General features: G+C 63.1%; 29 protein-coding genes and 1 pseudogene. 15 read left to right on the forward strand and 15 right to left on the reverse strand.

Translation table 11 applies throughout. The features are described from left to right. Nucleotides 1-44: 44 nt before the first annotated feature. From EOA78_RS19505 to EOA78_RS19515, 3 genes are all read left to right on the forward strand, one after another. Complete coding sequence (locus EOA78_RS19505; RefSeq protein WP_127316541.1) at nucleotides 45-668, forward strand: hypothetical protein; 624 nt, start codon at nucleotides 45-47, stop codon at nucleotides 666-668. 7 nt (nucleotides 669-675) lie between these two features. Then, nucleotides 676-1,521 carry a 23S rRNA (adenine(2030)-N(6))-methyltransferase RlmJ gene (locus EOA78_RS19510; protein ID WP_127316542.1) on the forward strand — a complete coding sequence of 282 codons (846 nt, stop codon included), beginning with the start codon at nucleotides 676-678 and terminating at the stop codon, nucleotides 1,519-1,521. Nucleotides 1,522-1,652: 131 nt separating this feature from the next. Beyond that, nucleotides 1,653-2,105, forward strand: coding sequence for a hypothetical protein (locus EOA78_RS19515; protein WP_127316543.1), 453 nt, complete (start codon nucleotides 1,653-1,655; stop codon nucleotides 2,103-2,105). Here the strand turns inward: EOA78_RS19515 and EOA78_RS19520 are convergent. The 3 genes from EOA78_RS19520 to EOA78_RS36460 are packed head-to-tail and all read right to left on the reverse strand — an operon-like array spanning nucleotide 2,075 to nucleotide 3,378. Next, a complete protein-coding gene (locus EOA78_RS19520; protein ID WP_127316544.1) occupies nucleotides 2,075-2,413 on the reverse strand; it encodes a transcriptional regulator in 339 nt (112 codons plus the stop codon). The genes EOA78_RS19515 and EOA78_RS19520 overlap by 31 nt on opposite strands. A gap of 33 nt (nucleotides 2,414-2,446) precedes the next feature. Then, entirely contained in the window at nucleotides 2,447-2,800 is a 354-nt protein-coding gene (locus EOA78_RS19525; protein ID WP_127316545.1) for a hypothetical protein, read from the reverse strand. A 56-nt stretch (nucleotides 2,801-2,856) separates the two neighbouring features. Beyond that, nucleotides 2,857-3,378, reverse strand: a complete 522-nt coding sequence (locus EOA78_RS36460; RefSeq protein ID WP_206533463.1) for a hypothetical protein — start codon at nucleotides 3,376-3,378, stop codon at nucleotides 2,857-2,859. A gap of 453 nt (nucleotides 3,379-3,831) precedes the next feature. Here EOA78_RS36460 and EOA78_RS19535 point away from each other — a divergent pair, with 453 nt between their 5' ends. Further along, entirely contained in the window at nucleotides 3,832-4,428 is a 597-nt protein-coding gene (locus tag EOA78_RS19535; RefSeq protein ID WP_127316547.1) for a glutathione S-transferase family protein, read from the forward strand. A 74-nt stretch (nucleotides 4,429-4,502) separates the two neighbouring features. Here EOA78_RS19535 and EOA78_RS19540 read toward each other — a convergent pair whose 3' ends face one another. Further along, nucleotides 4,503-5,153, reverse strand: coding sequence for an outer membrane protein (locus EOA78_RS19540; protein ID WP_127316548.1), 651 nt, complete (start codon nucleotides 5,151-5,153; stop codon nucleotides 4,503-4,505). Between the two features lie 405 nt (nucleotides 5,154-5,558). Here EOA78_RS19540 and EOA78_RS19545 point away from each other — a divergent pair, with 405 nt between their 5' ends. From EOA78_RS19545 to EOA78_RS19565, 5 genes are all read left to right on the forward strand, one after another. Then, nucleotides 5,559-6,335 carry an SDR family oxidoreductase gene (locus EOA78_RS19545; RefSeq protein WP_127316549.1) on the forward strand — a complete coding sequence of 259 codons (777 nt, stop codon included), beginning with the start codon at nucleotides 5,559-5,561 and terminating at the stop codon, nucleotides 6,333-6,335. After that, entirely contained in the window at nucleotides 6,332-8,419 is a 2,088-nt protein-coding gene (uvrC, locus tag EOA78_RS19550; RefSeq protein ID WP_127316550.1) for an excinuclease ABC subunit UvrC, read from the forward strand. Before EOA78_RS19545 ends, uvrC begins: the two co-directional genes overlap by 4 nt. A 99-nt stretch (nucleotides 8,420-8,518) precedes the next feature. Next, entirely contained in the window at nucleotides 8,519-9,115 is a 597-nt protein-coding gene (gene pgsA, locus EOA78_RS19555; protein ID WP_127316551.1) for a CDP-diacylglycerol--glycerol-3-phosphate 3-phosphatidyltransferase, read from the forward strand. 1 nt (nucleotide 9,116) lies between these two features. Further along, a complete protein-coding gene (gene moaD / locus EOA78_RS19560; RefSeq protein ID WP_065008951.1) occupies nucleotides 9,117-9,374 on the forward strand; it encodes a molybdopterin converting factor subunit 1 in 258 nt (85 codons plus the stop codon). A 1-nt stretch (nucleotide 9,375) separates the two neighbouring features. Next, nucleotides 9,376-9,849 carry a molybdenum cofactor biosynthesis protein MoaE gene (locus EOA78_RS19565; RefSeq protein ID WP_127316570.1) on the forward strand — a complete coding sequence of 158 codons (474 nt, stop codon included), beginning with the start codon at nucleotides 9,376-9,378 and terminating at the stop codon, nucleotides 9,847-9,849. Between the two features lie 45 nt (nucleotides 9,850-9,894). Here the strand turns inward: EOA78_RS19565 and EOA78_RS19570 are convergent, their stop codons facing one another. The 4 genes and pseudogenes from EOA78_RS19570 to EOA78_RS19585 form a co-directional block, all read right to left on the reverse strand. Next, nucleotides 9,895-10,392 (reverse strand): DoxX family protein, encoded by a 498-nt coding sequence (locus EOA78_RS19570; RefSeq protein ID WP_127316552.1) that lies wholly within the window; start codon nucleotides 10,390-10,392, stop codon nucleotides 9,895-9,897. Nucleotides 10,393-10,394: 2 nt separating this feature from the next. After that, nucleotides 10,395-11,195: pseudogene (locus EOA78_RS19575) on the reverse strand (DNA-binding domain-containing protein). Then, entirely contained in the window at nucleotides 11,182-12,105 is a 924-nt protein-coding gene (locus EOA78_RS19580; protein WP_127316553.1) for a DUF692 domain-containing protein, read from the reverse strand. Before EOA78_RS19580 ends, EOA78_RS19575 begins: the two are co-directional and overlap by 14 nt. A 32-nt stretch (nucleotides 12,106-12,137) precedes the next feature. Next, nucleotides 12,138-12,461 carry a DUF2282 domain-containing protein gene (locus tag EOA78_RS19585; RefSeq protein ID WP_164783829.1) on the reverse strand — a complete coding sequence of 108 codons (324 nt, stop codon included), beginning with the start codon at nucleotides 12,459-12,461 and terminating at the stop codon, nucleotides 12,138-12,140. Nucleotides 12,462-12,736: 275 nt separating this feature from the next. Here EOA78_RS19585 and EOA78_RS19590 point away from each other — a divergent pair, with 275 nt between their 5' ends. Then, nucleotides 12,737-13,501 (forward strand): YbaY family lipoprotein, encoded by a 765-nt coding sequence (locus EOA78_RS19590; protein WP_127316554.1) that lies wholly within the window; start codon nucleotides 12,737-12,739, stop codon nucleotides 13,499-13,501. Between the two features lie 137 nt (nucleotides 13,502-13,638). Here the strand turns inward: EOA78_RS19590 and ndk are convergent, their stop codons facing one another. The 4 genes from ndk to EOA78_RS19610 all read right to left on the reverse strand — a co-directional run bounded on the left by ndk (nucleotide 13,639) and on the right by EOA78_RS19610 (nucleotide 16,029). Then, nucleotides 13,639-14,061: a nucleoside-diphosphate kinase gene (gene ndk / locus EOA78_RS19595; protein ID WP_127316555.1), complete on the reverse strand. Its 423-nt coding sequence runs from the start codon at nucleotides 14,059-14,061 to the stop codon at nucleotides 13,639-13,641. A 129-nt stretch (nucleotides 14,062-14,190) separates the two neighbouring features. After that, on the reverse strand, nucleotides 14,191-14,487 hold the full coding sequence (locus EOA78_RS19600; protein ID WP_127316556.1) for a DUF1905 domain-containing protein: 297 nt from the start codon (nucleotides 14,485-14,487) through the stop codon (nucleotides 14,191-14,193). Nucleotides 14,488-14,616: 129 nt separating this feature from the next. Next, a complete protein-coding gene (bluB, locus tag EOA78_RS19605) occupies nucleotides 14,617-15,252 on the reverse strand; it encodes a 5,6-dimethylbenzimidazole synthase (protein ID WP_127316557.1) in 636 nt (211 codons plus the stop codon). Nucleotides 15,253-15,333: 81 nt separating this feature from the next. Next, nucleotides 15,334-16,029, reverse strand: a complete 696-nt coding sequence (locus tag EOA78_RS19610) for a glutathione S-transferase family protein (RefSeq protein WP_127316558.1) — start codon at nucleotides 16,027-16,029, stop codon at nucleotides 15,334-15,336. Between the two features lie 91 nt (nucleotides 16,030-16,120). Here EOA78_RS19610 and EOA78_RS19615 point away from each other — a divergent pair, with 91 nt between their 5' ends. Then, nucleotides 16,121-16,633 carry a DinB family protein gene (locus tag EOA78_RS19615; protein WP_127316559.1) on the forward strand — a complete coding sequence of 171 codons (513 nt, stop codon included), beginning with the start codon at nucleotides 16,121-16,123 and terminating at the stop codon, nucleotides 16,631-16,633. 100 nt (nucleotides 16,634-16,733) lie between these two features. Continuing rightward, nucleotides 16,734-17,522, forward strand: a complete 789-nt coding sequence (locus EOA78_RS19620; RefSeq protein ID WP_127316560.1) for a GGDEF domain-containing protein — start codon at nucleotides 16,734-16,736, stop codon at nucleotides 17,520-17,522. Between the two features lie 89 nt (nucleotides 17,523-17,611). On the opposite strand, the gene EOA78_RS19625 is transcribed toward EOA78_RS19620, so the two are convergent. From EOA78_RS19625 to EOA78_RS36040, 3 genes are all read right to left on the reverse strand, one after another. After that, complete coding sequence (locus EOA78_RS19625; RefSeq protein WP_127316561.1) at nucleotides 17,612-17,914, reverse strand: DUF982 domain-containing protein; 303 nt, start codon at nucleotides 17,912-17,914, stop codon at nucleotides 17,612-17,614. Nucleotides 17,915-18,070: 156 nt separating this feature from the next. After that, complete coding sequence (locus EOA78_RS19630; RefSeq protein WP_127316562.1) at nucleotides 18,071-20,152, reverse strand: ATP-dependent helicase; 2,082 nt, start codon at nucleotides 20,150-20,152, stop codon at nucleotides 18,071-18,073. Nucleotides 20,153-20,253: 101 nt separating this feature from the next. After that, nucleotides 20,254-20,424 (reverse strand): hypothetical protein, encoded by a 171-nt coding sequence (locus EOA78_RS36040; protein ID WP_082982452.1) that lies wholly within the window; start codon nucleotides 20,422-20,424, stop codon nucleotides 20,254-20,256. Between the two features lie 149 nt (nucleotides 20,425-20,573). Here EOA78_RS36040 and EOA78_RS19635 point away from each other — a divergent pair, with 149 nt between their 5' ends. From EOA78_RS19635 to EOA78_RS19645, 3 genes are all read left to right on the forward strand, one after another. After that, nucleotides 20,574-20,759 carry a hypothetical protein gene (locus EOA78_RS19635; protein WP_065008966.1) on the forward strand — a complete coding sequence of 62 codons (186 nt, stop codon included), beginning with the start codon at nucleotides 20,574-20,576 and terminating at the stop codon, nucleotides 20,757-20,759. A gap of 396 nt (nucleotides 20,760-21,155) precedes the next feature. Continuing rightward, nucleotides 21,156-23,033 carry an ABC-F family ATP-binding cassette domain-containing protein gene (locus EOA78_RS19640; RefSeq protein ID WP_127316563.1) on the forward strand — a complete coding sequence of 626 codons (1,878 nt, stop codon included), beginning with the start codon at nucleotides 21,156-21,158 and terminating at the stop codon, nucleotides 23,031-23,033. A 48-nt stretch (nucleotides 23,034-23,081) separates the two neighbouring features. Beyond that, complete coding sequence (locus tag EOA78_RS19645) at nucleotides 23,082-25,190, forward strand: molybdopterin oxidoreductase family protein (RefSeq protein ID WP_127316564.1); 2,109 nt, start codon at nucleotides 23,082-23,084, stop codon at nucleotides 25,188-25,190. The last annotated feature ends 11 nt before the right edge of the window (nucleotides 25,191-25,201 follow it).

Below are 25,201 nucleotides of genomic sequence, written 5' to 3' on the forward strand. Positions count from 1 at the left end.
CGCGGCGGCGCTAATGCTAATATCCGGGCAAGGTAGTCGAGCGCATGCGCTTTCTGTTTTTTCTGATCCTGCTCGCCGGCACCGGCATCGGCGTCGTCTATCCCTGGGCGATGGGCAATTTCTCCGGCCATGAGATCGGCACCTGGCGGGTCTACGAGCAGGGCCGGTTCAAGCCGGTGACGGTACCGCTCGCCGCTCGCGACGCGCCGGTGCGGGTGCTGGTCGACCTCACCGCGAGGGCCGAACGCATCGTCGTCTCGCAACAGCGCACCGTGCTGACGCTGACCGCCGCCACCGGCGGCAGGACGGTGCTCGCCTCGACGCTGCAATTCAACCATTCGGAAAATCCGCGCCAGGTCAGCCCGCAACTGCCGGACAAGATCTTTCGCGACGAGGCAGGACTGATCCCGACGGTCAGCCCCGGCCCCTACATCTTCACCGTCGGCCCAGGCGACGCCGAGGGCATCGAGATGCGGGCGGTGGACCTAGTGCTGCGCTCCGGCGTTGGCGAGGTCGATCAACGGGCGCAGCCGGTCGGCTTCTCGTTGATGGCAGTCGGCCTGATCGGGCTGGTGCTGGCGTTTCGTTTCGGTGGCGGCGGCCGGCCGCAAAATCCGAATTCGCAGCCGCCACCGCCGCGCTGGGGCAGGGGCGGGTCGTCGAATTGAGTATCGCATGAACTACCACCACGCCTATCACGCCGGAAACTTCGCCGATGTCGTCAAGCATGTCGTGCTGAGCCGGCTCGTCGAATATCTGAAGCAGAAGGACAAGGCGTTTCGCGTCATCGACACCCATGCCGGCATCGGCCGCTACGACCTGTCATCGACTGAAGCGCAAAAGACCGGCGAATGGCAAGGCGGCATCAGCCGGCTTTTCGATGCCGCGCTCGACGCGCCGGCGGCAGCACTTCTGGCGCCTTATCTGGAAGCCGTCCGTTCGCTCAATTCTGAAGCCGGCCTGAAAAAATATCCGGGCTCGCCGCTGATCGCGCGTCATCTCATGCGCAAGCAGGACCGGCTGTCGGCGATCGAGTTGCATCGCCAGGATGCCGCGAAGCTGAGAGCGCTATTCGCCGGCGATTTCCAGACCCGGGTGATCGAGCTCGATGGCTGGCTGGCGCTCGGCGCGCATCTGCCGCCGAAGGAAAAGCGCGGTCTCGTGCTGGTCGATCCGCCGTTTGAGGAGGAGGGCGAGTTCGACCGCCTCGTCGACGGGCTGCGGAAAGCCCACAAGCGCTGGCCGGGCGGCATCTATGCGCTGTGGTATCCGGTCAAGGACCGCAAGGCGGTCATCGCCTTCCGGAAAGCGCTGGTGCAGTCAGGCGTCCCGAAGCTGCTCGACATCGGCTTCGAGATCAGGCCGCCATCGGCCGAGCCCAGCCTCGACGGCAGCGGGATGGTGGTGGTCAACCCGCCGTTCACGCTGGAGCGCGAGCTGCGCACGCTGCTGCCGGCCTTGCACAAATTGCTTGTCGTCGAAAAACCGGCGCACTGGACGCTGGAATGGCTGGCGGCGTAGGGCGGCAGAGGTATCCACGCGCCTGCATTGGCTGAAGGCGATTTCAAACTAAGAAACCATCGTGTCTACAACCGCTTGACCGCGCGCAAGCGAATCCGCACAGTGCGCGCAGTCGACCATAAGAGGCTGCCATGACTCGCTTCGCCCAATCCGCCCTTGCCGCAATGCTCGCCCTTTGCACGCCGCTCGGCGCGTCCCTCGCTGTCACTCAGGCAGCAAAGGCGGCCGACCTTGCCGTCTATACCGAAGAAGACAGCGGCGTTTGCGGTGAGGCCTGGGTGCTGAACAAGATCACCAGCCGCTTCTCCTACCAGGTGCGCCACGTGCCGAATCTGCCCGATGTCGAGATCACCGATTTCCAGCGAATCCACCAGCACCGCTATCTACCAGCCAATGAAACCTGGCCGATCGGCCGTCGCTATTGCGGCGCCACCGTCAGCCTGTCCGATGGCCACACCCGCACCATCTGGTATCTGATCGAGGAAGGGCAGGGCTTTGCTTCGATCGGCGATAATGTCGAATTCTGCGTCGCGGGCTTCGACCGCTGGATGGTCTATAACGGCCGCTGCCGCGTCCTGCGCTGAACGCATTTACCTGGCTGCTCCGCCTCATCGAGGATGGCGCGAAGGAAGGCGGCGTGACCGCGAAAGGCGCGCCGTCCGATTGACGTCGCCTTGACCCGCGTTTGCGGCCGGCGTCCGACAAACAGCTTTTCGACATCGACATATCCCGCCTTGGCAAGCGTATCGATATGCGCGCCGAGATTGCCGTCGGTGACATTGACGATGGCCTTCAATCGGGTGAATTCCAGCGCTTCGCGCCTTTCCAGAGAATTCAGCGCCGCCATGATCCTGAGCCGCACGCTCTGGTGGATGATTTCGTCGGCAGCCATCATTGGGCCTGCTATGGTGTTAGGCGTTCAGTCTCACTGATCTGGGACAGCGCCGCTAGATCTTGCGCGAATGACATTACGCTTCTCCCGCATACCAGAATACTCTGTCGGATCGAGTAATCTGTCAACTAGCAGAATGGTTGCCTTCTCGAGCCCAGACAAGTCATGGCGCAGAACGAGCCGGGCTTTGCTTTTGTAGCTTGTGTAGATCGTCTCGTTGGCCAAGACGATGAGATCGATGAAGCAGCCCATCATGATGTTGCCGGTCGATGATAGACGAGCAAAACGCTTGCTAACCTTCAGCACTTTGTAGTGGGATTGGTTCCGGCTAAGCGCGCAGAATGTCTGTCGCAAACCCTCGGCAAGCTCGAAGAGCAGCAGCGACATTTTGCGAAATCAGGACGAGCGTGTGTCGCCGGTAATCAAAATTTAAACTGAAAAAATCATGCTAATGCTTCGCTGGCTAGACAAGCGCGAGTCAGATATGCATTACGCGCCGGGTCATTAACGGCCGTCGGCACAACGAAGGGGCATGATATGGCTAAACAGTCATCCAAAGCGCCGGCATCCAAGTCTCCGGCAAAGAAGGCACCGGCAAAGAAAGCACCAGTAAAAGCAGTGGCGGAAAAGACAGCAGCAGCTGTGAAGAAAGCAGCACCTGCTGCCAAGCCGAAGGCCACCGCGGCCAAGGCAAAAGCAGCGCCGGCCAAGAAGCCGGCCGCGAAAGCCGCGGCAAAGCCGGCAGTGAAAAAAGCAGCACCAGCCAAGGCCACAGCCAAGAAGCCGGCTGCAAAGGCCGCGGCGAAGCCGGCAGCGAAGAAAGCAGCACCTGCCAAGGCTGCACCGGCCAAGAAGGCTGCGCCGGCAAAGAAAGCGGCTGCAGCGAAGTCTTCGGTAGCAGTGAAGAAAGCAGCGCCGGCGGCCAAGCCGAAGGCGAAGGCAGCGCCCGCGAAGGCGAAAGCCAAGAAGTAATCGCGTTTCTTTAGCTCGCGGAGGACAGTACTGAAGACCGTTGAGGGCGGGTGCCGGAAAGGCGCCTCGCTCGCAGGGTCAGTGCTCGGGCAAGAATAGAGGCGGAGGGAAGACAGCTTTTCGCAACTCCCAGGACTTCGCCGTACGGCGAAGTCCGGTGGGGCATTTCTATGTGCCCGGAGAGAAATTCTCTGTGCAAGAGCGGGTTGGCTAGGTTCGGATCCGCCTGACCTGTTCAGATCCTCTTGGGCTGCAACTGCCGTACCGCTTATTGCCTAAAATCGCGGAGGAGGACGTCGTTCTCCGTGGCGCCCGGTTTTTCCGCCTGTGGCTGTTGATCATGCCGGTATGTCCAGTCAACAGTGCACAAAAATCAAAGCGCTACGGCATCCTTTGCGCGTCCAATAGGATGTGCGGCGCTGTAGCCGGCAACCAGGAACCCGATCATGCCCAGACTGCTCTACGCCTCCACGTCACCCTACAGTTCTAAGGTGCGCATGGCCGCGCTTTATGCCGGCATCGCAGTCGATCTCGTGCCGATAAAAACCGAAGACAAGCCGGCCGAGCTGATCGACGCCAATCCGCTCGGCAAGATCCCGGTGCTGGTGCTCGACGACGGCCGCTCGATCCACGACAGCCGCGCCATTACCCAGCATCTCAACCGCATGTCGAAGAACGCGCTGTTCCCGCGCAATCCCGACAAGCGCCTCGAGGCAGAAGTACTGGAGGCACTGGCCGACGGCATCTGCGACTGCGCGCTGTCGATGGTTTATGAGCGGCGCACGCGCCCCGAAGACATGGTCTACCAGCCTTGGCTCGACCGCCAGTGGGCGAAGATAACCGGTGCGCTCGATCTGCTCAACGCCAATCCGCCAAAGCTGCCGAAGAAGATCACCGCCGGCCAGCTGGCGCTGCGCGCCTGCCTTGGCTATCTCTCGCTGCGCTTTGCCGGAAAATGGGAAAAGGGCCGCAACCGGCTGGTCCGCTGGGCAGCGCGCTTCGACGAGAAGTTTCCGGAGCTGAAACCCTGCGTCCCGGCGTGAGCGGCAGCCAGAGAAGGGGTGATAAAAAAGCCGGGCACGAGGCCCGGCTTTTTCGTGTCGTGGCTTGGACGATTTTAGAACTTCATACCGACGCCGAAGGTGACGCGGTTGTCGGTCGACTTGACCTTGCCGATACCGTCAAAGTCCTTGTCGCCGAAGTCGGTGTAGCGATACTCGACACGGCCGAACACATTGTCGGTGATCTTGATGTCGGTACCGACGCCGGCCGTCCAGCCGAGCATGGTGTTTTCGTCGCTGGAGCCAGCGGCCTCGATTTCCTGGTTCTTGAGCGCGCCACCGGCGGTGCCGTAGAGCAGGATCTCCGGGGTGACCGCGTAGCCGAGGCGGGCGCGCAGCGAGCCTTCGAAGCCGCCCTTGGCCTCGACGCCGCCATCGTCGCCCTCGATGCCGCTATAGCCGATATCGGCTTCAGCACCGTACACGAAGTTCTCCTGCTGCCACTGATAGCCGCCGAAGACGCCGCCGACAAAACCATCGGTGTCGACGTCAGTGCCGATATCCTCGGCATCTGCGTGACCGCTGAAGCCGTAGCCGACGCTCACACCGGCATAGGGACCGGCCCAGGAAGCGACCGGAAGCTCGGCGATCGGGGCGGGTGCCGGCGGCTCTTCCGAGATGACGTCAGCAGCATAGGCGGTTCCGCCGAGGGCGAAGAGCCCGAGCGCCACCGCCAGCGGTCGCGCAAATTTAAGATTGGCTTGCATTGTTCTTTACTCCTTAAGCCACAGGCACAGGCTTGCTTTCACGAGCGCCCTCAACCCGCCGGGGGGACAAACGGATCTGGCGCTCAACGGTTCCGAATGTCGTGTCAAAATGCGGCTGAAGCGAACCTGAACTTGGGTCATTACCGGGCACGAATGAGGCCGAACTTTGACGTTGCATCTGCGCAACAGATGGTGTCAGGAGGCTCTGCCGTGCCATGCTGAACACCGCTTGGAGCAAGGAGTCCGCCGCCCTATATTGCGGTCTGGCAGCCGAGTCCCGGCCACAGTCGAAGACCGATCCGGCCGCTTTGCCACAATGCTGCCCAAGGTCCGAACGGCATTTAACGCTTGGCCGGCCATATTTCGCTGGCGGGCTGAAATCGAAGCCCATTGAGGATTGACAGGATGAGCAAGGCCGCTGGAACGGCGCTGGTGACGGGCGGGGGCAAGCGGATCGGCAAGGCGATCGTCGAGGATCTTGCCGCGAACGGTTTTGCTGTCGCCATCCATTGCAACCGCTCGCGGGCCGAGGCGGAAGCGTTGGCCGCGCGGATCAACGGCGGCCATTTTGGCCAGGATGGCCGTGCCGCTGTGGTCGCCGTCGACCTGACCGACATGGCCGCGGTCGGCGACATGATCGGCCGCGCCGAAGCCGCGCTCGGACCTGTTACACTGCTGGTCAACAATGCCTCGCTGTTCATGGACGACACGGTTCAGGACGTCGACTGGCTTGCCTGGGACCGTCACTTCGCCGTCCATGTGAAAGCGCCGGTACTTTTGGCGCAAGAATTCGCCCGCGCGCTGCCAGAAGGCCAGGAAGGGCTGATCGTCAATATAATCGACCAGCGCGTCTGGCGCCCGACGCCACGCTATTTCTCATATGCGCTGTCGAAATCGACATTGTGGACGCAGACACAAATGATGGCGCAGGCGCTGGCACCCCGCATTCGCGTCAACGCCATCGGCCCCGGCCCGACGCTGAAGAGCGCGCGCCAGAAAGACAGCGATTTTGCCGCGCAGGTCGACGGCCTGATCCTGAAGCGCGGCCCGGAATTGCCTGAATTCGGCGCCACCATCCGCTATCTCTGGGGCGCGCGCTCGATCACCGGCCAGATGATCGCGCTCGACGGCGGCCAGCACCTTGCTTGGCAGACGCCGGATGTGACAGGCATTATCGAATGAGTCCCATGGACCAGAAACACAAACGAGGCGGCGCCGCCGACGACCTGCCCCCCGATGTCGACCTCGAGGACGAGGCGGCGGAGGAGATCGTGGAAACGTCAGCACCCGGTTCCGGCGGTCCTGACGTTGCCTTCACGGTCATCGATTGGACGCCGCATGCCGGCGATGCCGACGGCATGGTCGGCGCCGAAGTCATCCAGACGCTGGTCAAACGGCTGCCCAACGCGCCCGGCGTCTACCGCATGATGAATGCCGCAGGCGACGTGCTCTATGTCGGCAAGGCGCGCAGTCTGAAGAAGCGGGTGACCAATTACGCGCAAGGCCGTTTCCACACCAGCCGCATCGGCCGCATGGTGCGCGAGACCGCGACGATGGAATTCGTCGTCACCCGCACCGAGATCGAAGCGCTGCTGCTGGAAGCCAACCTCATCAAGCGCTTGCGGCCGCGATTCAATGTGCTGATGCGGGACGACAAGTCGTTCCCCTACATCCTTTTGACCGGCGATCACGTCTCGCCCGGCATCTACAAGCATCGCGGCGCGCGTTCGCGCAAGGGCGATTATTTCGGCCCCTTCGCATCGGCCGGCGCCGTCGGCCGCACCATCAACTCGCTGCAGCGCGCCTTCCTGCTCAGGAGTTGCACCAACTCCTTCTACGAGAACCGCACCCGGCCGTGCCTGCTGTTCCAGATCAAGCGCTGCGCCGGCCCGTGCACCGGCGAAATCTCGCATGGCGACTATGCCAAGCTGGTCGCCGAGGCGAAGGAGTTCTTGTCCGGCCGCAGTCAGAAGGTGAAGACCGATATCTCCGCTGCCATGCAGCAGGCTTCGGAAAATCTCGATTTCGAGCGCGCCGCCATCTATCGCGACCGGCTGGCGGCGCTGTCGCATGTGCAGAGCCATCAGGGCATCAACCCGCAGACCGTCGACGAGGCCGATGTCTTCGCCATCCACCAGGAAGGCGGCCAGGTCTGCATCCAGGTGTTCTTCTTCCGCACCGGGCAGAACTGGGGCAACCGCGCCTATTTCCCCAAGGCCGATCCGGCGCTGGACGCGGCCGAGGTGCTGGGCTCGTTCCTGGCGCAATTCTATGACGACAAGCCGACGCCGTGTACCATCCTGTTGTCGCATGGCGTCGAGGACCAGGAGTTGCTGGCCGAGGCGCTCTCCACCCGCGCGGGCCGCAAGGTGGCTATCTCGGTGCCGCAGCGCGGCGAGAAGAAGGATTTAACCGACAACGCACTGCAGAATGCCCGTGAGGCGCTCGGCCGCCGGCTGGCCGAGACCTCGACGCAAGGGCGGCTGCTCACCGGCTTCGCCGAGACCTTCGGCCTGACGAAAACACCGGTGCGCATCGAGGTCTACGACAACTCCCACATCATGGGCACCAACGCCGTCGGCGCCATGGTTGTCGCCGGCCCTGAAGGCTTCGTGAAGAACCAATACCGGAAATTCAACATCCGCTCGACCGAGATCACGCCGGGAGACGATTTCGGCATGATGCGCGAGGTGATGGAGCGGCGTTTTTCCCGACTACTGAAGGAACATGGCGACGTGCCGCCGAGCGAACAGCCGGCGGACGACATCCTGTCCGAACAGGGCGGCGATATCGAGGATGCGGGCGGTTTCCCGGCCTGGCCAGACGTCATCCTCATCGACGGCGGTCAGGGCCAGATGACAGCGGTGCGCAAGATCCTCGCCGATCTCGGCATCGAGGACCGTGTTCAGGCCATCGGCATTGCCAAGGGCCAGGACCGTGATGCCGGCCGCGAACGCTTTTTCGTCATGGGCAAGCCACCGTTTTCGCTCCCCGTGCGCGACCCCGTGCTCTATTTCGTCCAGCGGCTGCGCGACGAGGTCCACCGCTTCGCCATCGGCACGCACCGCGCCCGCCGCAAGAAGGAGATGGTCAAGAGCCCGCTCGACGAGATCAGCGGCATCGGTCCCGGCCGCAAACGCGCGCTGCTCATGCATTTCGGCACCGCCAAGGCGGTCAGCCGCGCCGCGATCGAGGATTTGGTCAAGGTCGACGGCATTTCCGAGCAGGTGGCGAAGCTGGTCTACAACCATTTTCACGAGAGCTGATGGATTCGGCTATTTTCGGTTGGTCCATCGACTATCGCCTGTTGACCCCCCACATTCGCTTCTGATTTGAGTAGGCAGGCAGAAAGAGTTCCCAAAAATATGGCCCAGCGCGCATTCAACCTGCCCAACATGCTCACCTATGCCCGCATCCTCGCGGTGCCGCTGGTTGTGCTGTGTTTTTTTCTCGAAGGACATCTGAAGTCGAGCGACTTCGCCCGCTGGTCGGCGCTGATCATTTTCCTGCTGGCCTCGATCACCGACTATTTCGACGGCTATCTGGCGCGCGCCTGGCAGCAGACCTCGAATATCGGCAAGATGCTCGATCCGATCGCCGACAAGTTGCTGGTCGCCACTTGTCTGCTGCTGCTGGCGGCCGACACCGATCGCCATGCCGGCATCGCAGGCTGGTCGCTGTGGGCGGCGATCATCATCCTGTGCCGCGAGATCCTGGTCTCGGGCCTGCGCGAATATCTGGCGGCGCTGAAGGTCTCGGTACCGGTGACGCAGCTGGCAAAGTGGAAGACCACCATCCAGATGGTCGCCATCGCCTTCCTGCTCGCGGGACCTGCCGGCGACAAGATCTTCCCGCTGACCACCCAGACCGGGCTCGTGCTGTTGTGGATCGCCGCTTTGGTCACGCTCTACACCGGCTACGACTATTTCCGCGCCGGCCTCAAGCACATCATGGACGAGTAGGATGTCGACGAGGCTCATTTATTTTGCCTGGGTGCGCGAGCGGATCGGCAAGCCGCAAGAGGATGTCGAATTGCCCGCCGGCATCGAGACGGTGGCCGACCTGCTGCGCTGGCTGAAATCGCGCGGCGAGGAGTACGAGCACGCGCTGCAATATCCTGATGTGATCCGCGTCGCCATCAACCAGGAACATGTCGAGCACCGCGAGAAGATCGCCGGCGCGCGCGAGATCGCGCTGTTCCCGCCGATGACGGGTGGCTGAAATGCCCGGCGCGGTGGTGCCGACGGTGCTTATCCAGGCGGAGGATTTCGATGTCGCCGCAGAGATCGCCAAGATGACGCAAGGCCGCGCCGACATCGGCGCCGTGGTGACTTTCTCGGGTCTCTGCCGCGATGAAGCGGGCAGGCTCGCGGCACTCGAACTCGAACATTATCCCGGCATGGCCGAGGCCGAGATCGGCCGCATCGCCGCCGAGGCGGTTCACCGCTGGCCGCTGCAGGGCCTCACCGCCATCCATCGCCATGGCAGGATCGCGCCCGGTGAGAACATCGTGCTGGTGGTCGCTGCCTCCACGCACCGGCAGGCGGCATTCGAGGCGGCGAATTTCCTGATGGATTATCTGAAATCGCGCGCGCCGTTCTGGAAGAAGGAACACCATACCGACGGGTCCGAAGGCGGCTGGGTCGATGCCAAGGAGGCCGACGACGAGGCCGCAAGCCGCTGGAAGCGAAATTGACGTTTCGCGTCACCGCCAGAGGGGTGGAAACCTATCAGCCCCCGATCAGCCCTTGTCGGTGCCAATCCAGTGATCGAGCGCAATCCGGCCGGGTCCCCACGCCATGATGCCAAGCGCCATAGCGGCCCAGGTGACGTGCAGCGGCCAGCCATCCGGCACGGTGAGCTGTATGATCAACGTCATCAGCAGCAGCCCGAATGCCGCCAGTCGTGTCGCCAGGCCGAGAACAAGGAGAATTGGCAGCAGGATTTCCGCCGATCCTGAGACGAACGCCACCAGCCCAGGTGCAGGAAAATCGTAAGGGCCGCCGGGCAGATGCAGCTTGAGCTCCGAGCTGAAAAGCAGCACGGCGACATCGTTCAGCTGCAAAAAACCGTCCCATTTGTTGACTCCGGACCGCCAGAACGGGACGGCGAGTGCGCATCGCAGGACGAGCTGCGTCAGCGACGGTGTTGCACTCGTGCGAAGGGCGGCATTCACCCTCTCGACGAGGGCGGCGATCCCTCGCGGCTCGATGCTGGCGTTCTGCCCATGGTTCGTCATGCTCATCCTCCCTGGTGTGCCGCTGTGAAGGCGCCTGCTTGCAGCAGGTCGGCAATGTTGGCGGAAAGGTCGAATTCGGCACGCTCCGCAAACGCTGCCGCGGCCGCTGCGCCGAGCGGCTCACCCGCCATGAGGCGATCCAGAAAAACCGCGCTGCCGGGCGGCAGATGGAGGACATAGACTTCGAGGCCGGGCCGCGTGATCAGCGCATCTTCACGGCCGCTTGCGTCGATCCGCCCGACAGGACCGTCGCTCCGGTTTGCCGCGAAGATCGTCACGACCGGATAGCGCTAGCGTATGGCGCGCGTTGCCGGGTGCGGCACGAACACGGTATCGGCCAGTCGTTCGGGCGGGATCGACGCCAGTGCTCCGGAAGCCAACGGTTTCGCGTCGGCGGCATGATAGGCGTCGAGCCAAGCCCGCTCCATGCGCGCCACGTCGGCCAGCCACGGCATCGACTGCGCGTATTCGTAGCGCTCGATGAAATCGGGAAAGTCGCGGCCGTATTCGAATAGAAGCGGCGAGGTGGGCGGTGTTTCGCGAACATGAAAGCGCGCCATTGCGCGAAAAAAGTCCGGACCGGTGATGCGCAGCGTCGCTGGAAAGCTGGCGGCCAGCGCATCGATCAGGCTGACCGTGACGTTGTTGCGGTAGACGGCATATCGCTTGATCGCAGCCTTCCCGTTCGGTCCGGAGACAACGTCAGGCGGGGCTCGGTCAGGATCGAGCAAACCGGCGGTGAATGCCGCGGCATAGTCAGACCGGCGGCAGAGGTCGCCCGACTGGAACTCATCCTGCGGCATGGGCTTTTCCGAACATATGATCGCTGTCGGCATGACGGTCGAGGATCGTTTGGGCGGCGGCCGCCTCTGCCTTGAGCACCGGCCAGTCGGGAATGTCGCTGTCCCATTCGATCAGCGTCGGGAGCGGTCCGCATCGGCCGGTGATGACATCGAAAAGTTTCCAGACCGCGTCGGCGACGGGGCCGTCATGGCTGTCGATGAGCAGCACGTCGCCCTCGTCATCCTCCTGCTCCGCGTGCCCGGCAAGATGGATTTCGCCGACATGATCGAGCGGGAAATCCGCGAGGTAGGAAAGGGCTGAATAGCCGTGATTGGTGGCCGAAACGAACACGTTGTTGATGTCGAGCAGCAGGCCGCAACCGGTACGCCGCACCAGCTCGCGAATGAAATCTGTCTCGCTCATCGTCGATTCCGGGAAAAGGACGTAGGTCGAGGGGTTCTCGAGCAGGATCGGGCGGCCGATCGCCCGCTGCATTTCGTCGATGTGATCCGCGACCCGCGAAACCGTTGCCGGCGAATAGGGCAGCGGAAGCAGGTCGTTGTAATAGGTGGTGCCGTGGGTCGACCAGGCGAGATGCTCGGAAACGAGCGCCGGCTCATAGCGGTCGACGAGCGCCTTGAAACGGCCGAGATGCGCTTTGTCGAGCGGACGCGGTCCGCCGATCGACATGCACACCCCGTGCAGCGAAACGGGATAATCGCGGCGGATCTTGGTCAACGCATCGTGAGGCGGGCCGCCGGCACCCATATAGTTTTCGGCGTGGACCTCGAAGAAACCGTCCTTGCTGCCGCCGGCAATGATCGCGTGCAAATGTTCATGCTTGAAAGTGGTGCCGGCAAGGCCGGCGACCGGGTGTGCCGGAAAGCGCGAGGTTTTCGACATGCGGGATGCTGGGGCCAGTCCGTTCATCTTCGTCTCCGCTTTCCGGGCAGTTGCATTGCTTACGACGGGATGTCGCGGGTCAGTTCCGTGGGCGAGCCCTTGCGGTCGCCGGGTAGGTCCATCGTCGTGCAGGTGCCGCCGTCGACAAACTTCCAGGCGTTGCCTTGGTAATCGACAGTCGAGGTGCCTTGGCAGGTAGTGCCAGGTCCTGCCGCGCAGTCGTTCTGCCCCTTCAGGGCGACGCCAAAGCACTTCTCCTTGCCGGCATCCATCGCCGCCTTGACCTCTGCCTCGGATAGCGGCGCGGCCGTCGCAAAAGAAGCAAGAGCCGTGGCAACGGCGCCGGCCAGAAAGGCTGCGCTCACGGTTGATCTCGTTGTCATGATTTCACCTCCGATTGGGTTGTTGCGCGCCCGTTCCTCAAGCGCGCATTGGTAAGTTCGGTCCGGAGGCCGCTGTGTTACATCTTTGGGGAACACGACTTCGTGATCGCCTGGGACCTGGCTTATAATTTTGCCGGTGATGCCAAGGAGGCCGACGAACAAAGACCACAAGCCGGATGGCCCGCCGTGCGAACAGTGCGTGTGTGGGGCGCCACGGAACCACCGCAATCCTGCGAGACGTTGCGACCAGTTTAGTGCGCTGGGGGAGCAGAATCATGCTGGGCAGGATCGCCGAGTTCTTCATATTCGGTGTCATGCCGCTGGTCGTTGGTATACTGGTGCCTGAGTTGTCCGTCGCTGCCGAGAAGACCCTGAAGGGCGAGGTGACGTATCGCGAGCGCATCGCGCTGCCGCCCAACGCCGTGCTTTTCGTGCAGCTTGCCAATGTCCCGCAGGCCGATGCGCCGGCCGCTGTCATCGGCGAGCGCAAGATGGCGCCGGCCGGCCAGGTGCCGATCAAGTTCGAGATCAGCTTCGATCCCCAGGTGATCCGGCCTGATATGACCTATTTGCTGCAGGCGCGCATCACCGTCGACGACAGGCTGTTGTTCATCTCCGATATGCGCCACCACGTCGATCCGCTGAGCGACGCGCCGCAGACCATCATGCTGAAGATGGTGACGTCGAGCGAGCAGCCGGCGTCGGCGCCGGTGTTCGGGCAGAGCTGGCTGATCGAGTATATCGACGGCATTGGTGTGATCGCCGAGCCGCAGGCGACGTTCAGGATCAGCGAGGCCGGCAAGGCCGGCGGCAACGGTCCTTGCAACGTCTACTTCGCCATCGCCAAAGTCGATGGTTCGACGATCGCCATCAATGACATCGGTTCGACCTTCAAAGCCTGCGCGCCCGAGATCATGGCCGAGGAAAAGGCGCTGTTCGAGGCGCTGGCCAAGGCGGCGACCTACCATGTTGACGCCGGCAAGCTTGTTATCGCAGACAAGGACGGCCGCGTCATCCTGCGCTTCAACGCCGCGAGCTGATCGTTCAAACCGGTTTCGGTTTTTGAGCATCATGCGCGGTTGGAGGGCGCCGGCATCCGGTGCAGGATCGCCGCAACGAAAAAGGCCAGCATTGCGCCGGCCTTTTTTGCATGTGACGTGGTGATGGACTTATCGGCTTAGCCGACGATCTCTGTGTCCGAGAACCAGTATTTGATCTCCTGCGCGGCGGTCTCCGGCGCGTCGGAGCCGTGCACGGAATTCTCGCCGATGGACAGCGCGTGCACCTTGCGGATGGTGCCGTCGGCGGCGTTGGCCGGGTTGGTGGCGCCCATCACTTCGCGGTTTTTGGCAATGGCGTTCTCGCCTTCCAGAACCTGCACGACCGTCGGGCCCGACGACATGGACTCGACCAGCTCGCCAAAGAACGGACGCTCCTTGTGGACGGCATAGAAGCCTTCCGCCTCGCGGCGGCTCATCCACACCCGGCGCGAGGCGATGACGCGCAGGCCGGCTTCTTCGAGCATCTGGGTGATGGCGCCGGTGAGATTGCGCCGGGTCGCGTCCGGCTTGATCATGGAAAAGGTGCGTTCGAGCGCCATGGGATCGTCCTTGTGATGGAGGGTGGAATTCAGGGTGGCGGGCTCTATACAAGCCGCCCGCCGGCTTGCCAAGGGGAGGCTGGCACTAGCCGCCGCATAGCCTGTCGCCGTCAGCCAGAACCAATGTTGTCAGAACTGCATCTCGATCGTCAGGTTGGCCGTGTCGCCAGCCCGAAGGCCTTCGCGGACACGGACCGCCGTCTTGATCGGCAAGAGCAGGCTGCCGGACTTCTTGTCAGGAAACAGCGATGTCCGCCATCTGGTCTGGCCGATGATGGCTTCCACGCCAAGCGAGCCCCAGGGCCGTGCCATCCCCGCCGTCGCCGTCTTGATCCGTGCCCCAAGCTCCGGCGGCAGCGTCACGAAATGCCAGCCGCCCTTGCCTGGATAGACCCAGATCTCGGCCTGCACGTCGTAGCGAAACATTTTGTGCCTTCCTCCGATCAAGCCGTCGCGGCTGGCTTCGCCATGGTGCCTCGTCGGCAACGCCGGCGACTGGCGAAACATCCATGATATCCATTCTTCCTCGCAAAGACTGGCAGCGCCGCCGTTGCACTACCGCCTTATTACGATCGAAGCGCGCCGGACTTCCCAGCCTTCCCGTTCCAGTTCCGGCACGCTGTGGTTCTCGCTCGGATAGCCGACGCAGAAGTAACCGATCAGCGTCCACTCCGGCGGCGCGTCCAGGATCGTCGCCATTTCGGCCGGATCGAGGATCGAGACCCAGCCCATGCCTATTCCTTCCGCGCGCGCCGCCAGCCAAAAGGTGTGGATCGCCATCACCGCCGAATATTCGATGGTGGCGGGCATGGTCAGGCGGCCGAGCCCATGTCCCTGTTCTGTCGCGCGGTCGGCGAAAACCGCGAATTGACAGGGCGCCTCGTTCAAGCCGGCGAGCTTCAGGCGTGCATAGCGCGCGGCGCGTTCGCCGTCGAACGATGCGAGCGCCTCTGCATTGCAGCGCTCGAAGCATGTCCTGACCGCGGCGCGGCATTCCGCACTCTCGACCATGACGAAACGCCAGGGCTGGCTCAGCCCGACCGAGGGCGCAATGCCGGCGAGGTCAAGCAGCCGCTCCAGAGCGCCTTCCGGAAGCGGCGTCGGCTTGAATCGCCTGACGTCCCGCCGCCACAGGAAGAGGTTGCCCAACTCGGCGCGAAAATCGTCCGGGAATTCCGGGCCTGACGTCATGGGGTCGTGCTGCCTTTGTTAGGGGAGTAGGGGAGTAGGGCAGTAAGTCATGGCGGTGCGCATACCTACTGCCCTACTGCCCTATGCGGCAGCCGCCGCCACCTTGCGGCCGAGGCCGCCATGCAAATCGAGGCAGCGCTCGAACCACTGCGCCACCACATCGCTGTCGTCGAGCAACCGGTAGGGTGAGGCGATGCGCGCCCATTGCAGCGCGCCGAAGACGATGTAGTCGGCAAACAGCGGTGATTGGCCGCCGATGAACGGCTGATAGGTGAGCATCGAGCGCAACGGCTCCAGCGAGGCGCGGAAGGCGCCAAGGCCGAGGTCTCGCGCCGCCATCACCTCTTCCAGTCTCTTGCCGAAGCGCTGCTCGCGGCTCTGGCGGAAATAGGCGGCGTTCGGCTCATCCTGCATGGCGTGGAGGTCCATGATCGCCGCAGTGGTGACATAGGGGTGGATGGTCAGTTGCGACCAGCGTTCGATGAAGCGCGCCATCGCCTTGCCGCCGTCGCCGGAAAACAATGTCGGCCGCTCAGGATAGGCCTCATCGAGATAGAGCGCGATGGCGAAGGAATCGGCGACCACCTTCTCGCCGTCGCGGATCACCGGAACGAATTTCGAAGCGCCGCCTTCAACAGTGGGCACTTCGAGAAAACGCGTCGGCACGGTTGAGATGTCGACCCCCTTGTGGGCAAGCGCCATCGTCGCCTTCCAGCAATGTGGGCTGAACGGACGGGCGGCATCGCGTCCGACGAGGTCATAGAGCAGAATGGTCATTGGCGGCAGCTTCCTTGCGGTCTACTAGAGCGACGTTTCGGGCCGATGCGGTAGGCACCCGAAACGGGGTCTCGCGGGTCGGGAGAAAAAGATGAAACAGCACTTCAGGATGTTTGCGGCCTACAATCAATGGGCCAATAGCCGCATCTACGATGCCGCCGCCGATCTCGACGAGGAAGAATTTCACCGCAATGTCGGGGTTTTCTTCGGCTCGATGATGGGCACGCTCAACCATGTTCTGACTGCCGACCGCATCTGGATGAGGCGCTTTACCGGCGAGGGCGACGCGCCGGCCAGGCTCGATACGATCCTGCACCGCGCCTTGCCGGGCTTGCAGCTGGCGCGCGAGGCCGAAGACAAAAGGATTATCGACTGGGTCGGGGCGTTAAGCGACAAGGCTTTGTCCGGCCGCTTCTCCTACATGACCGTCTCCGATATGCGCACCGTCTCGCAGCGATTGGCGCCGGCGCTTGATCATTTCTTCAACCACCAGACCCATCACCGCGGCCAGGCGCACGCGATCCTGACCGTTCTCGGCCGGCCTTCGGTGCCGCTTGACCTGACGCTGTTCCAGCGCAGCGAAGAGGGCCGCGCCTTCGCCTGATTTGGGATTATCCGGATCGATCACGATCGAATTGAAGCAAAGTCTTAGGACTTCATTCGTGTTCCCGCTTCAAAATAGCCTGCCATAGCGGGAGCAATGCATGCGGATCGATTTTTCCCCCACGAGTTGGGGCAGGGTGGTGGCGGTCACCGTCGCCGGCACCGCAGTGTGCATCGCTGCCGCCTTCTTCGTCGATTCCTTCAATTTCCCGTATCTTTCGCCTGAAGCGCTGTGGCGGGCGAAACTCACCGATCTGCTGCTGCCGCTGGTGCTGGCCGGTTCGTTCCTGTCTTTCCTGATGTGGAAAATGCGCCAGCTGGCAATCGCGCAAAAGGAACTGACAATTGTCGCGGCGACCGACAGCCTGACAGCGGTGTTCAACCGCGGCGCGTTTTCAATGCTTGTCGAAGCCTATCTCGAGCAAGCTCGCAGCCATTCTGTCGCCAGCTCCGGCGCCTTGCTGATTGTCGACGCCGATCATTTCAAGTCCGTCAACGATCGCCTCGGCCACGACTGTGGCGATCAGGCCCTCAAGCTGATCGCCAAGACCATTCAAGACCAGCTGCGCGGCGCCGACATCGTCGGGCGAATTGGCGGTGAGGAATTCGCAGTCTTCCTTCCCGGCGCCGACCCTTCGCATTCCTCACTGGTCGCGGAGGCGATACGGCGCCGTATCCGCGAGGCGGATTTTTCCCCGGGCGGGCAACCCTGTCCCCTCTCGGTAAGCATCGGCGGCGTCGCCTTCAGCGGACCGACCACCTATGCCGAGATGTTCGTTGTGGCGGATAAACACCTATACAGGGCTAAATCAAACGGCCGAGACCAAGTCAGCTTTGAAGCGGCGGCATTGAGCGGTTTGCCGAACGGCGACCTGATGACGGTCCATTGAGGGCCGCGCCTGATACCCCATGGTCGGAAAACCCGTCGAAGATGAACAGCATCTTCGGCGGGCGATAGTCGCAAAAGAGGCCTAGCCAGTCATGCGGCGTATCCGCCCTGGCCCCGCGCGACCGGCTTGACCGAGACTGCCGGTTGGGCCGAAGGCCAGAGAATGCCTGCCGCCGCCGCGAAGGTGATCAAGGCATCCCGCGCCGCTTCGGGTGACATCTCGCCGGCGCGCGCCGCCTCGCAGGCCTTCACCGCCGCGCCATAGCTCAGGCGTCGCCGCGATGGCGGGAACTCGGTCAGGAACTCATGCATGTCGAAGAGCGAAGCGATTATGCGCTTGTGGCCGGCGCCGACGGTAACGGCGACGGGGGTGAAGAGCATCGTGTCGTGCATTCTTGCCTCTCGAATTGGGCGGAGGTGACGGCGGACGCCGCTCTCCGATCTGAATCGGACGCCCAGAAACGCGGATTGCGGCATCAGGTTCCATGTTGCCGAGATTTGATTTTCGCCACCAAGCTCCGTGGCATCAGCGCCGTGTCGAAAGGCAGCCTACTTCCACATCTCGCGCATGCGGGCGCCAAGGTCGACGCGCACTTGCGGCTGGCGGCGCGGATCGTCCTTGGCCTGGACGCTCGCCCATGATGTCTGTTCGAAGGCGCCGAGGATCGAGGCCGGGATGAAGCGGGTGCGCGAGGCGTAAACGTGGCGATCGCCGCGCGCCGCCTGGCCGTGGACGAAGAAGCGCTGCGGCATGACCAGGTGCAGGCCGTCCTTGGCCCGCGTCATCGCCACGTAGAGCAGGCGGCGCTCCTCGTCGATATCCTCCTTCGAGCCGACGGCGAGATCGATCGGGATGCAGCCGTCGACGGTGTTGAGCACGAAGACGTTCTTCCATTCCTGGCCCTTGGCGGAATGGATGGTCGACAGGATCAGATAGTCCTCGTCGCGATGCGGCGGCCCGGCCTCGTCGCTGGTTGCATCCGGCGGATCGAGCGTCAGTTCGGTCAGGAAACGCTCGCGCGAGGCATAGCCCGAGGCGATCTGTTCGAGCTGCAGAATATCGGCCCGGCGCGTCGTTGCGTCCTCGTGGATGCGGTCGAGATGCGGCTCATACCAGAGCCTGACCTGTTCGAGATCAACAGGCCATTTTCCCGACCCGGTGCGAAGCTGCGAGAACAGCGCGACGAAACCCGGCCAGTCGTCGGCGGCGCGTTGCGGCGGCCGGTAGCGCGCCAGCCCCATCGTTTCGTCGAGCGAAGTCGCCATGGTGTCGACGATCTGCGAAGCCGCCGAAGGGCCGATACCGGGCAAAAGCTGCAGCACGCGAAAACCGGCGACGCGGTCACGCGGGTTCTCGGCGAAGCGCAGCACCGCCAGCACGTCCTTGACATGGGCGGCGTCGAGGAATTTCAGCCCGCCGAACTTGACGAACGGGATGTTGCGGCGCGTCAGCTCGATCTCCAGCGGCCCGCTGTGGTGCGAGGCGCGAAACAGCACGGCCTGCGCTTTCAGCGCCGTGCCGGCCTCACGCTCGCTCAGGATAGCCTGGCAGACGTAACTCGCCTGCTCGGCTTCGTCGCGAACGCTGACCAGCCTCGGCTTTTCCGCCGATTTGCGCTCCGACCAGAGGTTCTTGGTAAAGCGCTCCGAGGCCTCGGCGATCACCGCATTGGCGGCGGCCAGGATGGTCTCGGTCGAGCGGTAGTTGCGCTCAAGCATGACGATCTCGGCCGGCTGCGCGAACTGTTTGGGGAAGTCGAGGATGTTGCGCACTTCCGCCGCTCGAAACGAATAGATCGACTGCGCATCGTCGCCGACCACCGTCAGCCCGGAGCCGTCCGGCTTGAGCGCCATGAGGATCGAGGCCTGCAGCCGGTTGGTATCCTGGTATTCGTCGACCAGCACATGGTCGAAGCGCCCGCCCAGATGCGCTGATATCTCCGGCTCGCCGGCCATCTGCGCCCAGTAGAGCAGCAGGTCGTCGTAATCGAGCACGTTCTGCGCCTGCTTGGTCTCGACATATCGGGCGAACAGCGTCTTAAGCTGTTCTGCCCAACCCGCGCACCAGGGAAACACCGAACCGAGAATCTCGCCGAGCGGCGCCTGCGCGTTGACGGCACGCGAATAGATCGCCAGGCACGTGCCCTTGGTCGGAAAACGGCCTTCGGTTTTGGAGAAGCCGAGTTCGTGCCGGGCGAGGTTCATCAAGTCGGCCGAATCCTCGCGGTCATGGATGGTGAAGGCCGGATCGAGGCCGATCTCCAGCGCATAATCGCGCAGCAGCCTGGCGCCGATGCCGTGAAACGTGCCGGCCCAGCTCAGCGCATCGGTGATGATGGAAGCGTCTCGGCCGAGCACCTCGCCGGCGATGCGCTCGACCCGCTTGGCCATTTCCGATGCGGCACGACGCGAAAACGTCATCAAAAGGATGCGCCTCGGGTCAGCGCCCCTGACGATCAGATGCGCGACGCGATGCGCCAGCGTGCTGGTCTTGCCGGAGCCGGCCCCGGCGATCACCAACAGCGGCCCGGCGACCTTGCCGTCGCCATGCTCGACGGCAATGCACTGCTCGGCATTCAGCTTCGCGAGATAGGCAGGCCGGAAGGTCGAATCACGGGCAGCGAGGTTCATTGCCCATCAAGCATCGTTTCCGCTTTGTTCGCAACGGTTTCGGCGTGAAAGTTGCGATCGATGCGTCCGTTTCTACTGGCGCACCCGCCGATGAACTGGACCTAGCGCTCGGGCTCTACGCCCATTGCCGCCGACTGCCGCCGCAACGACTCGTCGTCATCGGGAGGCGGCAGCAACGGCGGATCGAAGTCGTCGGGCACCTCGTCAATGATTTCCCTGACTATACGGTAGGCCACGTAGACTGCGGCACCGGCTATGAGCAGACGGATCATGATTTTCTCCATTGGTGTGGACCAACCGAAGAGCCCGCGTTTTGTTCCTCGCTCTCTCGTTTTGTTCCCGCTTTCCGAACGCCCCGAGCTCTGCCTGAGCGTGCAACCAAATCGGCACCGTCTCGTTTGCCCGATGACAGGAGGTTGCGATGAACAAGCTTTCAATTTTGCTGGCCCCGACCTGGCTCGTTTTGGCGGCAGCGCTGGCTGTCGCGGCTTGCGATAACAACATCCCACCGACAAAAGCCCCCGGCGCCGATCAAAACCCACAGGTCGACCCTGCACCCAAGTCGACGTCAGGCGATGAGCAACCCGGCACGCCGCCGGCGCAGTGATGGAACGCAGAAAAAGTGGCCGGCGCCGCTTGGGAGGGGAGCGATGACGCCGGCCAGGCGGGTATCAGGTCCGCCGCGTACCTAGAGATAGCTGAGTCTTGCCGTTGCGTCATGGGGTGATCGCGGAAGACGACCGCGTTGGACAGTCAATCAACTGACAAATGTGACAAAACTGCAATTTTCCGATGCGAGAAGCCGATGCTCGCCAGGCGCCCCGTCGTCGCAGCAGTTCCGGCCCAACCCGGGGCTGGCTCTCTGATCCGGTGAGGCCGGCGATCGGAACTTTCCTCCCGCAGCATCAGGCAATCTGCCGCTGCCGGCCATTTTCATGCCTTATCCGGCCAAGCGGCGCTCAAGGTCTTGCGAAGCGCTGACGTCCCGTGCAAAAGCGCGGCCATGCTGATCATTAACGACCTTTCGCTCCGCATGGCCGGACGTCTGCTTCTCGACCATGCCTCGCTGACTTTGCCGGCCGGCAGCAAGGCAGGCCTCGTCGGCCGCAACGGCACCGGCAAGACCACTTTGTTCAAGGCGATTACCGGCGACCTCGCCTCCGAGACCGGTTCGATCAGCCTGCCGAAGAACACGCGCATAGGCCAGGTGGCGCAGGAAGCGCCCGGCACCGAGGAGCCGCTGATCGAGATCGTGCTCAAGGCCGACCTTGAACGCTCCGCATTGATCGAGGAGGAAAAGTCGGCGACCGATCCGCACCGCATCGCCGACATCCACATGCGGCTGGCCGATATCGACGCCCATTCGGCCGAGTCGCGTGCGGCCACCATCCTCGCCGGCCTCGGCTTCGACGACGACGCCCAGCGGCGGCCAGCCTCGTCTTTCTCCGGCGGCTGGCGCATGCGCGTCGCACTCGCCGCAGTGCTGTTTGCCGAGCCCGATCTGCTGCTGCTCGACGAGCCGACCAACTACCTCGACCTTGAAGGCACGCTGTGGCTGGAAAACTACGTGTTGAAATATCTGCACACCGTACTTCTGATCTCGCACGACCGCGACCTGCTCAACCGCGCCGTCAACTCGATCGTCCATCTCGACCAGAAGAAGCTGACTTTCTGGCGCGGCGGCTACGACCAGTTCGAACGCCAATACACCGAGCAGCGCGAATTGCAGGAGAAGGGCAGGGTCAAGCAGGAAGCCGCGCGCAGGCACATGGAATCCTTCGTCGAGCGCTTTCGGGCCAAGGCTTCCAAGGCGAGACAGGCGCAGTCGCGCATCAAGGCGCTGGAGAAGATGAAGCCGATCGCCGCAATTGTGAACGACAACGTGCGGCCGTTCTCCTTTCCCGAGCCGGTGAAGACGGTCGCCTCGCCGATCATCGCGCTGAACAATGTCAATGTCGGCTACACCGAGGGTCAGCCGATCCTGAAGAAGATGACGCTGCGCATCGACGCCGATGACCGCATCGCGCTGCTTGGCGCCAATGGCAACGGCAAGTCGACGTTCGCCAAGCTTCTGTCGGGCCGGCTGAAGCAGGAGACCGGCACCATGACGGTGGCGCCCGGGCTGAAGGTGGCGATCTTTGCCCAGCATCAGCTCGACGATCTCCGGCCGAACGAAAACGCCTATGAGCATGTCCGCCGGCTGATGCCGGAAGCGCCGGAATCGAAAGTGCGCGGCCGCGTCGCCCAGTTCGGCCTGACCACCGAAAAGGTGAACACCGCCGCCAAGGACCTGTCGGGCGGCGAGAAGGCGCGACTGCTGATGGGCCTGTCGGCTTTCGAGGGCCCAAACCTGTTCATCCTCGACGAACCGACCAACCATCTCGACATCGACAGCCGTGAATCGCTGATCCATGCGCTGAACGAGTTTCCCGGCGCCGTCATCCTGATCTCGCACGACCGCCATCTGCTCGAGGCAACGGCCGACCGGCTATGGCTGGTCAAGGATGGGACGGTCAATCCTTTTGACGGCGACCTCGATGACTACAAGACGCTGGTCACCGGTGTCTCCGGCGACCGCCGCGGCAAGCGCGAAGCCGAAAAAGCCTCGAAGGCCGACCGCCGCCGCGACGCGGCCGCACGCCGCGCCACCTTCGAGCCACTGGCCAAGGAAATCCGCGCCACCGAAGCGCTGATGGACCGCATCCGTAAGCGCATCGACTTAATCGAGGACGAGCTCGCCAACCCGGCGGTCTATGAAAAGGACCCGTCGACGGCGACACGGCTGGCCAAGGAGCGCTCGCAACTGGCCCAGACGCTGGCCGCCCATGAGGAAAAATGGCTGTCGATGTCGGCGGAATACGAGGAAGGCACGGCGGAGTAGCGCCATCTGGCCCTACGCGCCGCCGCCATAAACGGCTAGTTTGGCCCTATGAATCAGCACGCCAAGCTCAGGATCGGCCATTCGGCCTGTCCGCATGATTGCCCTTCGACCTGCGCGCTCGAAGTCGAGCTGCTCGACAGCAAGCGCATCGGCCGCGTCCATGGCGCAAAGGCCAACACGTACACATCAGGCGTCATCTGCGCCAAGGTCGCCCGCTATGCCGACCGCGTCCATCATCCTGACCGCTTGCTGAAGCCGCTGATCCGCGCCGGCGCCAAGGGCGAAGGCGTCTGGAAGGAAGCGAGCTGGGAGGCCGCACTCGACCTCGTCGCCGAAAAATTCATTGCGGCCGAGGCAAAATACGGCTCGGAGACGGTCTGGCCCTATTACTATGCCGGCACGATGGGGCTGGTGCAGCGCGACGGCATCGAGCGGCTGCGCCACGCGAAAAAGTACTCCGGCTTCTTCGGTTCTATCTGCACCAATCTGGCTTGGACCGGCTGGATGATGGGCGCCGGCGCGTTGCGCGGTCCCGACCCGCGCGAGATGGCCAAGTCCGACTGCGTGGTGATCTGGGGCACCAATGCCGTGGTCACCCAGGTCAACGTCATGACCCACGCGATCAAGGCGCGCAAGGAACGCGGCGCCAAAATCGTCGTCATCGACGTCTACGAGAATGCGACGATGAAGCAGGCCGATCTCGGCCTGGTGCTGAAGCCCGGCACCGACGGCGCGCTGGCCTGCGCGGTGATGCATGTGCTGTTCCGTGACGGCATGGCCGACCGCGCCTATTTGGAAAAATACACCGACGACCCGCACGGTCTGGAAGCGCATCTTCGGACGAGGACGCCGCAATGGGCGGCGGATATAACCGGGCTTTCCCTCGACGAGATCGAGGCCTTCGCCCGTCTCGTCGGCACGACGAAGAAAACTTATTTCCGCCTCGGCTACGGCTTCTCGCGCCAGCGCAACGGCTCGGTCAACATGCATGCCGCAGCCTCGATCGCCGCGGTCGCCGGCTGCTGGCAATATGAGGGCGGCGGCGCCTTCCATTCCAATTCGGGTATCTTCAAGCTGAACCAGGAACTGCTGGAAGGCACGCGGATGCGCGACCCCGCGATCCGCCATCTCGACCATTCGCGCATCGGCCCGGTGCTGACCGGGGCGGCGGATGCGCTTTATGGCGGCCCGCCGGTGACGGCGCTGCTGATCCAGAACACCAATCCGGTCAATGTCGCTCCGGAGCAGCGGCTGGTGAAGCAGGGCTTTTTACGCGACGACCTGTTTTCCTGCGTGCACGAGCAGTTCATGACCGACACCGCAAAACTCGCCGATGTCGTGCTGCCGGCGACGATGTTCCTCGAGCATGACGATGTCTACAAGGGCGGCGGCAACCAGCACATCACGCTCGGTCCGAAGCTGATCGACCCGCCGGAAGGGCCGCGCACCAACCATTTCGTCATCGAGGAACTCGGCAAGCGGCTCGGTGTTGGCGACAGGCCTGGCTTTGGCATGACCGAGCAGCAGCATATCGACATCATTTTGGGCAAGCGCGGGCTCGGCAGTTTTTCGAGCCTCAAGGAAGAAAAGTGGCTCGATTTGCAGCCGGATTTCGAGGCGGCGCATTTTATTGACGGCTTCGGCCACGCGGACGGAAAATTCCGCTTCCGCGCCGACTGGACCGGGCAGGCGGCGCCCAACCGGCCGCCGAAAAGCATGGGCCTGTTCGGGCCGGTGGCAAGCCTGCCGGAATTCCCTGACCACGTCGACCTGATCGAGGTGGCGGATGCGGCGCATCCGTTCCGGCTGACCACCTCGCCGGCGCGCAATTTCCTCAACTCGACTTTTTCGGAGACGCCGGTGTCGAAGGCCAAGGAGGGCCGGCCGGAACTGCTTTTGCATCCGGACGATGCGGCAGCCTATGGGCTGGCCAATGGCGACCGCGTCGAGATCGGCAATGCGCGGGGCGAAGTCGTGTTGCACGCAAGATTGTTCGAAGGCATCAGGCGCGGCGTCGTAATCGCCGAAGGTATCTGGCCGAACAGCGCCCACGAGCGCGGCGAGGGCATCAACGTCCTGACCGGCGCCGACGCGCCGGCGCCCTATGGTGGTGCTGCGTTCCACGACAATAAGGTCTGGCTGCGCGCGGCGAAGTGAAGCGTCGGAAC

Source organism: Mesorhizobium sp. M5C.F.Cr.IN.023.01.1.1 (assembly GCF_003997585.1).
In the GTDB taxonomy this organism is placed as follows: Bacteria; Pseudomonadota; Alphaproteobacteria; order Rhizobiales; family Rhizobiaceae; genus Mesorhizobium; species Mesorhizobium wenxiniae.

Coding starts and splice junctions, on each gene's coding strand:
- EOA78_RS19505 (WP_127316541.1), top strand. CDS start 45: ATGCGCTTTCTGTTTTTTCTGATCCTGCTCGCCGGCACCGGCATCGGC.
- EOA78_RS19510 (WP_127316542.1), top strand. CDS start 676: ATGAACTACCACCACGCCTATCACGCCGGAAACTTCGCCGATGTCGTC.
- EOA78_RS19515 (WP_127316543.1), top strand. CDS start 1,653: ATGACTCGCTTCGCCCAATCCGCCCTTGCCGCAATGCTCGCCCTTTGC.
- EOA78_RS19520 (WP_127316544.1), bottom strand. CDS start 2,413: ATGGCTGCCGACGAAATCATCCACCAGAGCGTGCGGCTCAGGATCATG.
- EOA78_RS19525 (WP_127316545.1), bottom strand. CDS start 2,800: ATGTCGCTGCTGCTCTTCGAGCTTGCCGAGGGTTTGCGACAGACATTC.
- EOA78_RS19535 (WP_127316547.1), top strand. CDS start 3,832: ATGCCCAGACTGCTCTACGCCTCCACGTCACCCTACAGTTCTAAGGTG.
- EOA78_RS19540 (WP_127316548.1), bottom strand. CDS start 5,153: ATGCAAGCCAATCTTAAATTTGCGCGACCGCTGGCGGTGGCGCTCGGG.
- EOA78_RS19545 (WP_127316549.1), top strand. CDS start 5,559: ATGAGCAAGGCCGCTGGAACGGCGCTGGTGACGGGCGGGGGCAAGCGG.
- uvrC (WP_127316550.1), top strand. CDS start 6,332: ATGAGTCCCATGGACCAGAAACACAAACGAGGCGGCGCCGCCGACGAC.
- pgsA (WP_127316551.1), top strand. CDS start 8,519: ATGGCCCAGCGCGCATTCAACCTGCCCAACATGCTCACCTATGCCCGC.
- moaD (WP_065008951.1), top strand. CDS start 9,117: ATGTCGACGAGGCTCATTTATTTTGCCTGGGTGCGCGAGCGGATCGGC.
- EOA78_RS19565 (WP_127316570.1), top strand. CDS start 9,376: ATGCCCGGCGCGGTGGTGCCGACGGTGCTTATCCAGGCGGAGGATTTC.
- EOA78_RS19570 (WP_127316552.1), bottom strand. CDS start 10,392: ATGACGAACCATGGGCAGAACGCCAGCATCGAGCCGCGAGGGATCGCC.
- EOA78_RS19580 (WP_127316553.1), bottom strand. CDS start 12,105: ATGAACGGACTGGCCCCAGCATCCCGCATGTCGAAAACCTCGCGCTTT.
- EOA78_RS19585 (WP_164783829.1), bottom strand. CDS start 12,461: ATGACAACGAGATCAACCGTGAGCGCAGCCTTTCTGGCCGGCGCCGTT.
- EOA78_RS19590 (WP_127316554.1), top strand. CDS start 12,737: ATGCTGGGCAGGATCGCCGAGTTCTTCATATTCGGTGTCATGCCGCTG.
- ndk (WP_127316555.1), bottom strand. CDS start 14,061: ATGGCGCTCGAACGCACCTTTTCCATGATCAAGCCGGACGCGACCCGG.
- EOA78_RS19600 (WP_127316556.1), bottom strand. CDS start 14,487: ATGTTTCGCTACGACGTGCAGGCCGAGATCTGGGTCTATCCAGGCAAG.
- bluB (WP_127316557.1), bottom strand. CDS start 15,252: ATGACGTCAGGCCCGGAATTCCCGGACGATTTTCGCGCCGAGTTGGGC.
- EOA78_RS19610 (WP_127316558.1), bottom strand. CDS start 16,029: ATGACCATTCTGCTCTATGACCTCGTCGGACGCGATGCCGCCCGTCCG.
- EOA78_RS19615 (WP_127316559.1), top strand. CDS start 16,121: ATGAAACAGCACTTCAGGATGTTTGCGGCCTACAATCAATGGGCCAAT.
- EOA78_RS19620 (WP_127316560.1), top strand. CDS start 16,734: ATGCGGATCGATTTTTCCCCCACGAGTTGGGGCAGGGTGGTGGCGGTC.
- EOA78_RS19625 (WP_127316561.1), bottom strand. CDS start 17,914: ATGCACGACACGATGCTCTTCACCCCCGTCGCCGTTACCGTCGGCGCC.
- EOA78_RS19630 (WP_127316562.1), bottom strand. CDS start 20,152: ATGAACCTCGCTGCCCGTGATTCGACCTTCCGGCCTGCCTATCTCGCG.
- EOA78_RS36040 (WP_082982452.1), bottom strand. CDS start 20,424: ATGATCCGTCTGCTCATAGCCGGTGCCGCAGTCTACGTGGCCTACCGT.
- EOA78_RS19635 (WP_065008966.1), top strand. CDS start 20,574: ATGAACAAGCTTTCAATTTTGCTGGCCCCGACCTGGCTCGTTTTGGCG.
- EOA78_RS19640 (WP_127316563.1), top strand. CDS start 21,156: ATGCTGATCATTAACGACCTTTCGCTCCGCATGGCCGGACGTCTGCTT.
- EOA78_RS19645 (WP_127316564.1), top strand. CDS start 23,082: ATGAATCAGCACGCCAAGCTCAGGATCGGCCATTCGGCCTGTCCGCAT.